Raw genomic sequence first — 8,210 nt, 5'->3', positions numbered from 1 at the left:
CCCGTAGAGGACTTTCACCTCCTAGATCAACGCCATGCTCGGCGCACAACCAAAAAGCCATCTACAAGTAGATGGCTTTTCTATGTTCGGGTGTTCACTGCTGCTATCTAGAGCATCGTTAACGCCAACTTCGCGAGGTTATACGCATCGACATACCCAGAGTGCTGACGGCCTTCCCACTCAATATTTTTCGCTTCTTGAGCCGCGCGGTGACCAATGCGTTTTTCTTTCAAACGATTCTGAATTCGATAAAGTGTTGCGATATTTATAAACTCGCTAAACGGAGGTTCTATGCCTTTATCTTTACACTCTTTATGTAAGATCAGATCATCTCGTCCCCACGCTGCATAGATTTTCTTTGGGCCACCGAAGTTCTTAATCATCGACTTGATAACAGACTCTAATGGGCGCCCCTGTTTTTCGATTTTACGAGGTGTAATGCCCGTTAACTCGGCACAGAATAGAGAGACTTCGTCTTTCTCTGGCTTAACGTAGTATTGTGCTCGTTTCACGATAGTACCGGATGCTAGATCAATCTCAGCAAGACCAACTTCAATGATCTCTCCTGTTGTTCCCACACCGTCTTCGCTCCAACAGCACATTTCCAAATCGAAACACACAACTCGATTGTGATTCATACGTCGCCTAATTCTCTCGTCAAAAATTTTGTGAAATTGTACATGAGCCCAATACAGAACTCGACCCTAGTTGTATCAAGTGCTCATTTAGCCTGCAATTGTCACTCGATTTCGGCCATTCGACTTACTTTGATAGAGCATACTGTCTGTTTTTTGCAGAATCTCTTCCGTGTTTTCATTAGCGTAAATAGCAGCACCAATACTCAAAGTACAACTGAGCTGTCGACCTTTGTGCTCACAATGAGACTGGCTCACTGTTCTTAGAATACATTGTAAGTATCGTTCTAGGGCTTCATGGTTTGTAATACTAGAAATGATACAGAACTCATCTCCACCTATACGAAACAGGTTATCCCCCTCTTTCAAGCTCACTGAAATCAATTTAATTACATGAATGAGTAAAGCATCCCCTGCAGGGTGACCGAATTGGTCGTTAATGCCTTTGAACTTGTCGACATCAAATCCGATGAGACTAAAGGGTTCATTTCGCTGTATCGCTTTATCTAACATCTTATTGAAAGCACGTCGGTTATAAACCTCGGTCAGGCTGTCGTGGTTGGCTAGAAAACGAAGCTCTTCTGTTCTTTTATCAAGCATTTGATACAAGCGCTCTTTCTCTCGGATTTGCATATTAACGATATACGCCAACAGCAATGAGATAGTTGTTCCGACTAACGCGATTCCGGTTAACACCAGATAACCATAGAAAGAGATGCATGAATCTATTTTGTAATCGACCTTCCAATCTCGATTGGTCAGTGAGATTGTTTTGGTAATGTGGTGCCCAGATACCGCTTCATAACCCTCGGTTTCAAACAATATTGGGGAGTTTTCTGCTTCGAAACCCGTATCGGTAACACGAATATAGACATCCATGTCTCCCACTGCCGAAGCCAGTAGATTTTCAAAGTAGTAAGTCGTTCGAACCACACCAATCACAACGCCAAGTAGATTATCGCTTTCGCCTTCAAACACAGGGTGATAAACCAACATGCCGGTCTTTGGTGTATTTTGATCTAAGCCGTCTTGAAGCAAGCGAACTTTGTCTGAAATATTCGCTTTACGTGTCTGTTTAATATTATCTAAAACCAGCTTGAAGCGCTCACGAGAAAAATAAAAGCCAAGTACATTGTCGTTTGCTTGTGTGTTGGGATACAGGTCACTAGCAATGAACGCCGGCTCACCATCTAAGATGTAACCAAAGACTTTGGCTTCGTGTTTTGGAATAGTGAACAGCTCGTAAGACGGGTATTTTTCTTTCATCTTAGCGGTATGCTCGGCAATCTCGTCTGCTGCCACTTTTTGCATCCACTGCAAGCCAATTAGACTTTTTGAAACATTAATCGTTTGTTGTGCAAAACGATCAAACTTATCCCAGTTTTCAGGATCATTTGCGTAGAAAAAATTAGCACCAGAACCAATGTAAGCCACGTCATTAGCGATAAACGCTTCCAAACTCAGTGTCTGGTGAGTAGTAAAGCTATCCAAATTCATATTTAACGCGCGGTTTTGGTTTAACGCGACTAATATAAAACACAACACAGTAATCAAAAAACTGACCAAAAATACGACCAATGGGAGAGTTCGTCTCTTCAACCCTGTAAGTGGGTCGGTAGTGTGCGGCATGTGGCTTCCAAATAGTCTCTAATGAGTTAAAAGTATATAACGGAAGGGAATCATGCTCTATTTCTGTTTAGTCTTAAAACTGACATAAAACGGGCATTGTTTACCTTGCCCTCACATCGACGACCAATATTCGACCGAATCTCGACTAAATTTCAAGCTAACACACCAAAAACCCACTTGATTAAAAACATTAAATACCACTCTTAAGCCTTGAATATGCTAGTATCCATCCATATTTATAGCTTGAAAGTGACCGTTTCGGCTTAGTGCCAATGAGTTTCTTTCCAACCTGTATATTCCTTTGAACCGACGAATATACCGTTAAATCAATTTTAAAGAGAAATCACTATGATCGTTGATTTGAACCTAATCCCACAAACGTTTGATATGCTTCACGCAGGCCTAACTGCATCAAGCGTTTTACTACTGTTAATTGCCGTTTCTCGTAAAACCAAAGTGGTTGAGAAAGTCGTAGAAAAACCAGTAGAAAAGGTCGTTGAAGTTGAAAAGCCAGTTGAGAAAATTGTCGAAGTAGAGAAAGTAGTAGAAGTTGAACGTGTGATCGAAAAAGTAGTCGAAGTTGAATCTAAGCTGGCAACAGCACCAACAGACTCAGCAATGCAGCTACTGTCTATCATGCAGCAAGAAGCGCGTCTTATCGACTTCCTAAAAGAAGACCTAACGTCATTCTCTGATGAAGAAGTTGGCGCAGCAGCTCGTGTTATTCACACTGGCGGTCAAAAAGTATTAGCCGATTACGTAACGCTTTCTCACATCCGTACTGAAGATGAAGAAACACGTATCACTATCGCTGAAGGTTTCAACCCTCAAGAAATTCGCCTAACAGGCAACGTAACGGGCAATGCACCATTCAACGGCACACTGGTTCACAAAGGTTGGAAAGCAACTGACATGAACCTGCCTAAGCTTGCTGAAAACTACGATGCATCTGTAATTGCACCGGCAGAGGTGGAGCTATAATGGAACACCAAAGTCATTCAGCTCAAGAGCTATCTTCTCAAGACCGAGAGCATTCACAAGAGCAACAAGCACCTAAATTCAGTGTTGGTATCGATTTAGGTACTACACATTGTGTTTTGTCTTACATCGACACAAGCAATGAAGACGCTCGCGTAGAGGTGATGCAAATCCCTCAACTGACGGCGCCAGGTACAGTAGAAACTCGCAGCCAACTTGGCTCGTTCCTATACCAACCACACGAACATGAAATGAATGCGGGCTCTCGCGTTCTTCCTTGGTCTTCAGAGCCAAAAGCGCTAGTGGGTGCAATTGCTCGTAACCTTGGTTCTAAAACCCCTATCCGTTTGGTAGCAAGTGCAAAATCTTGGTTGTGCCACGGTGGTGTTAACCGTCGCGATGCTTTCCTTCCTGCAGGCAGCCCTGAAGAAGTGGAAAAAGTATCTCCGCTTAAGACAACTGAACTGTACCTTGAGCACCTTAAAGACGCTTGGAACCACGCTAACCCAGAACACAAGCTGGCAGACCAAGATGTAACGATCACGGTTCCTGCTTCGTTTGATCCTGCGGCTCGTGACCTAACAGCAGAAGCTGCACGTAATGTTGGTTTCACTCACCTAACGCTTCTTGAAGAGCCACAAGCGGCTCTTTACAGCTGGATTGATAACAGCAACGACACATGGCGTGATGAAGTAAACGTTGGTGACATCGTTCTTGTTGTCGATATCGGTGGTGGTACAACCGACCTTTCGTTAGTTGAAGTAACACAAGATGACGGTAACCTAAGCCTGAACCGTATCGCAGTAGGTGAACACATCCTACTTGGCGGCGACAACATGGACTTAGCTCTTGCTTACCGCTTGAAGATGAAACTGGCGCAAGAAGGCAAAGAGCTGGCTCCTTGGCAGGTTCAAGCGATGACTCACGCATGTCGTGATGCGAAAGAAGCACTACTAAACGATGCTGAACTGCAATCTGTGCCTATCGTTGTTCCAAGCCGTGGTTCTAAACTACTTGGCGCAACACTGAAAACAGAACTGACTCAGCAAGAAGTACAACAAACATTGGTTGATGGCTTCTTCCCGAAAGTAGCCGTGACTGAGCATCCAGTTCAAAAGACGCGTGGCGCATTGACTCAAATGGGTCTGCCTTACGCTCAAGACGCAGGTATTACTCGTCACATTGCCGCATTCCTTTCTAAGCAAGCGAATGCGCTTTCTGGAAATAGCGAAACGGCTCAGCAAGATTTCAACCCGTTTGCAAACATGCCGGGTATGCCCGGTGCAGAAGCGCCAGCAGCAGACTTCATCAAACCAACAGCAATCCTGTTCAATGGTGGTGTTCTAAAATCGAACCTACTTGCTGATCGTCTTTCAGATACGATCAACGAATGGCTGATCAATGCTGACGAAGAGTTCGCTAAACAGCTTTCAGGTCTAGATTTAGATTTAGCAGTTGCAAGCGGCGCTTCTTACTACGGCGCAGTTCGTCGTGGCCAAGGCGTTCGTATCCGTGGCGGTATCGCTTCTTCTTACTACGTAGGAATTGAAAGCGCGATGCCAGCAATCCCGGGTATGGCTCCTCCAATGGAAGCACTGTGTGTTGCCCCATTTGGTATGGAAGAAGGCTCAAGCGTACAAGTACCTAGCCAAGAGTTCGGTCTAGTAATTGGCCAGCCAGTGCATTTCCAGTTCTTCGGTTCAACCATTCGTCGTGAAGATGAAGCGGGTACGCACCTTGATCACTGGGCACCAGAAGAGCTTGATGAGCTTCCTGAAATCCAAGTGACACTGGCGGTTTCTGAAGGTCGTCGCGAAGGTGAAGTCGTTCCAGTGACTTTGGCTTCTCGCGTTACTGAGCTAGGTACCTTATACCTAGAAGCGATTGCTACTGACAACGGTCAGAAGTGGCACGTTGAGTTCGACGTGCGTGAAGACTCGAATAACGACTCAAACGAACAAGCATAATGAATCAACGGCACCTTAGCGGGTGCCGTTTCTTTATCAATACGGTTCTCAATCTAGTCCTGCCTGTTTCTCAGGAATGGCGTTTACGAATAACAACAATAAGACCAAAGCTATCAAAAAACTGGTCATCACTCTGGAAGAATAAGGTTTTGTATGGCAACTCCTCGTTTTTTAGTCGGCATTGACTTAGGCACAACCAATACGGTTGTCGCTTACTGTGAAATCAACGACGACCTACAACATGCTCCCGTTTCTCTTTTCGATATTGACCAACTCATCGGCCCCGGTGAAGTGGTTCGCAAGCCCCTACTTCCATCCTTTCGTTACCACCCAGCACAAGGTCAAATCTCCCCTTCTGACCTGACAATGCCGTGGGAACCAAGCCCAGTTGAAGGCGATATTAAGAACGTTATCGTCGGTGAATGGGCGCGTGAATTAGGTGCTAAGGTTGAAGGTCGCCAAGTATCGAGTGCTAAGAGTTGGCTATCACACCAAGCGGTTGATCGTAACTCCGACATTCTGCCTTGGGCTGGCGCAGCTGATGTCGATAAAGTCTCACCAGTTGTGGCGAGTGCAAGCTACCTCAACCACATTCGCCAAGCATGGAACTACCGTAACCCGAGCAACAAGCTGGAAGATCAAGACGTTGTGGTTACCGTTCCTGCTTCCTTCGATGAGACAGCGCGCAAGCTAACACTCGAAGCCGCAGAATTGGCGGGCTTAGGTAAGATTCTATTACTCGAAGAGCCGCAAGCCGTTTGTTATGACTGGTATGCCCGTCACCAACAAACCGCAGCCGATGAACTTCAACAAATCCCGCTGATTCTAGTATGTGATGTTGGCGGTGGTACCACCGATTTAAGCTTAATTGAAGCCAAATTCGATGCGAACAGCGACGGTAATAACGAGCTCGCACTCGACCGTATTGGTGTTGGTGAACACTTGATGCTCGGTGGTGACAACCTCGATTTAGCGCTTGCTCACCTTGCAGAGCAACGCTTCAATCAAAACAAAAAGCTGAATGCTTCTAGCCTAACCAAACTAATTCAACAAACTCGCGCCGCAAAAGAGAGCCTACTTTCTGCCAATGCACCCGATGATGTGAAGATCACCATGCTGGGCAGCGGTTCAAAGCTACTTGGCGGTACTAAGAGTATTGGCTTAACCAAACAAGAAGTTCATCAAATCGCATTGGAAGGTTTCTTCCCGCTTTCTGAGTTTACTGAAACACCCGACAAACGCCGCAGTGCTGTGGTTGAGTTTGGTCTGCCTTACGTGGCTGACCCTGCGGTGAGTAAGCACGTTGCAGAATTCCTAGCAACGCACCAACAAGTGTCTAAAGCCGCATTGGAAAACTCAGACTCTATTGAGTTCGATGACACCAAACCTGCAATTCCAGTTGGCGTGCTGCTCAATGGTGGTGTGTTTAACAGTGAACTGGTAACAGAGCGAATTACTCAGCTACTGGGCAACTGGAACGGTTCTCCTATCACAGTGCTTGATAACCCTCATCCAGATTGGTCTGTTGCCCTTGGCGCGGTTGCCTTTGGTAAAGCACGCCGCGGTGCACAGCTGAAAATCGGTGGCGGTGCTGCCCGTTCTTACTTCTTGCATCTGCAAGAGAAAAACAAGATGGGTAAAGCGCTTTGTCTGCTTGCCAAAGGAACCGAAGAAGGCCAAGAGATACGCTTGAACAGCCGTCGTTTCTCGCTGACTTTAGGTGAGCCAGTACGATTTAATCTTCTGACTTCAACACACGATCAAATTGCTCATAACACCGCCATTCAAAACGGTGTGATGGTCAATGTGGATGCCGACTTGTTCTCCCCTCTCCCACCGTATATTTCTACGCTGGAAGGCTCAGGTACTGCAGAACTTCAAGCCAACCAAAAAGAGCGTGTTGAAGTACTGCTCGCTTGTCAGTTAACCGAAGTCGGCACATTGAAAATGGAGTGTGTGAGTATAGAAGATGACTCTAAGCGTTGGTTGCTTGAGTTTGAAGTAAGAAACAAGCAAGGCGATGAATCTGATACCTCCGCGCTTCACCCAAGATTGGAAGAGTGTAAGGAGTTGATTTCTCGCCTGTACAGCGGCAACAAGAAGAGTGCTGAATCGAAAGAGATCAAAACACTATCGAAAGATCTTGAGAAGCGACTAGGTAAACGCGATGAATGGGACTTCACGACCCTTCGTCATCTATTTGATACCTTCTCATTAGGTCGTAAACGTCGTCGCCGCTCAGAAGCACACGAGAAGAACTGGCTACGTTTGGCGGGATACTCGCTACGTCCTGGCTTTGGCGATCCGACTGACTCATGGCGTATCGAACAGATTTGGGGCCTTTACCAACAGAACATTCAGTTCAAGAACCACCAAGGCTGGACAGACTGGTGGGTATTCTGGCGTCGTGTCGCTGGTGGGCTAAACCAAGAGCAGCAAGAGAGTATCTTGGCGGACATCGCTAAATACCTTCACCCAGGTGCAATGAAGAACCCTAAGACAGCCAAAGATGCGCAAGATAATGGTTATGAAGCCATGGTCCGTTTAGCGGCGTCACTTGAGCAACTTGAGGTTGAAGACAAAGTGCTGCTGGCAAGTTGGTTCTTAAGCAAAGCGATCAACCATAACCAATTTGAACAAGCGCACTGGTGGGCTCTGGGTCGATTGGCTTCAAGAACACCTTTGTATGGTAGCCAACACAGCGTGATTCCTAGAGAACAAGCTGAACAATGGTTACCGAAACTGCTTGAGCAGAACTGGCATAAAGAGCAGATGATAGCCTTTGCAGCGGTGATGATTTGTCGTAAAACTGGTGACCGTCAGTTTGATATCTCTGATGACTATCGCAATCAAGTGATTGAGAAGCTTAAGCAAAGCAAGGTACCTGATTCATGGTTAACACTAGTGAGTGAAGTGACTGAGCTTTCTGAGAGCGAATCTAAGCGTGTGTTTGGTGACGCATTACCAAGCGGATTAAGCCTGATTAATAATTAGGTTTAAA

At 45.9% G+C, this 8,210-nt stretch carries 5 protein-coding genes; 3 read left to right on the top strand and 2 right to left on the bottom strand.

Going from position 1 to position 8,210, the window contains the following annotated elements:
- Positions 1 to 107: 107 nt before the first annotated feature.
- Positions 108 to 638: a 3'-5' exonuclease gene (locus tag AB6F11_RS15080; protein ID WP_102394309.1), complete on the bottom strand. Its 531-nt coding sequence runs from the start codon at positions 636 to 638 to the stop codon at positions 108 to 110.
- 87 nt (positions 639 to 725) lie between these two features.
- Positions 726 to 2,264, bottom strand: coding sequence for a sensor domain-containing diguanylate cyclase (locus AB6F11_RS15075; protein ID WP_017068783.1), 1,539 nt, complete (start codon positions 2,262 to 2,264; stop codon positions 726 to 728).
- A gap of 348 nt (positions 2,265 to 2,612) precedes the next feature.
- On the opposite strand from AB6F11_RS15075, the gene AB6F11_RS15070 reads away from it, so the two are divergent.
- The 3 genes from AB6F11_RS15070 (at position 2,613) to AB6F11_RS15060 (ending at position 8,203) form a co-directional block, all read left to right on the top strand.
- Positions 2,613 to 3,245, top strand: a complete 633-nt coding sequence (locus AB6F11_RS15070) for a DUF2760 domain-containing protein (protein ID WP_017060436.1) — start codon at positions 2,613 to 2,615, stop codon at positions 3,243 to 3,245.
- Positions 3,245 to 5,209 carry an Hsp70 family protein gene (locus AB6F11_RS15065; RefSeq protein ID WP_102394308.1) on the top strand — a complete coding sequence of 655 codons (1,965 nt, stop codon included), beginning with the start codon at positions 3,245 to 3,247 and terminating at the stop codon, positions 5,207 to 5,209. Before AB6F11_RS15070 ends, AB6F11_RS15065 begins: the two co-directional genes overlap by 1 nt.
- 153 nt (positions 5,210 to 5,362) lie before the next feature.
- Positions 5,363 to 8,203 (top strand): Hsp70 family protein, encoded by a 2,841-nt coding sequence (locus AB6F11_RS15060; protein ID WP_102394307.1) that lies wholly within the window; start codon positions 5,363 to 5,365, stop codon positions 8,201 to 8,203.
- Positions 8,204 to 8,210: the final 7 nt, after the last annotated feature.

The organism is Vibrio sp. 10N.247.311.14 (assembly GCF_041467715.1).
GTDB lineage: Bacteria > Pseudomonadota > Gammaproteobacteria > Enterobacterales > Vibrionaceae > Vibrio > Vibrio crassostreae_C.
This window is presented reverse-complemented; position numbering and strand designations above follow the sequence as displayed.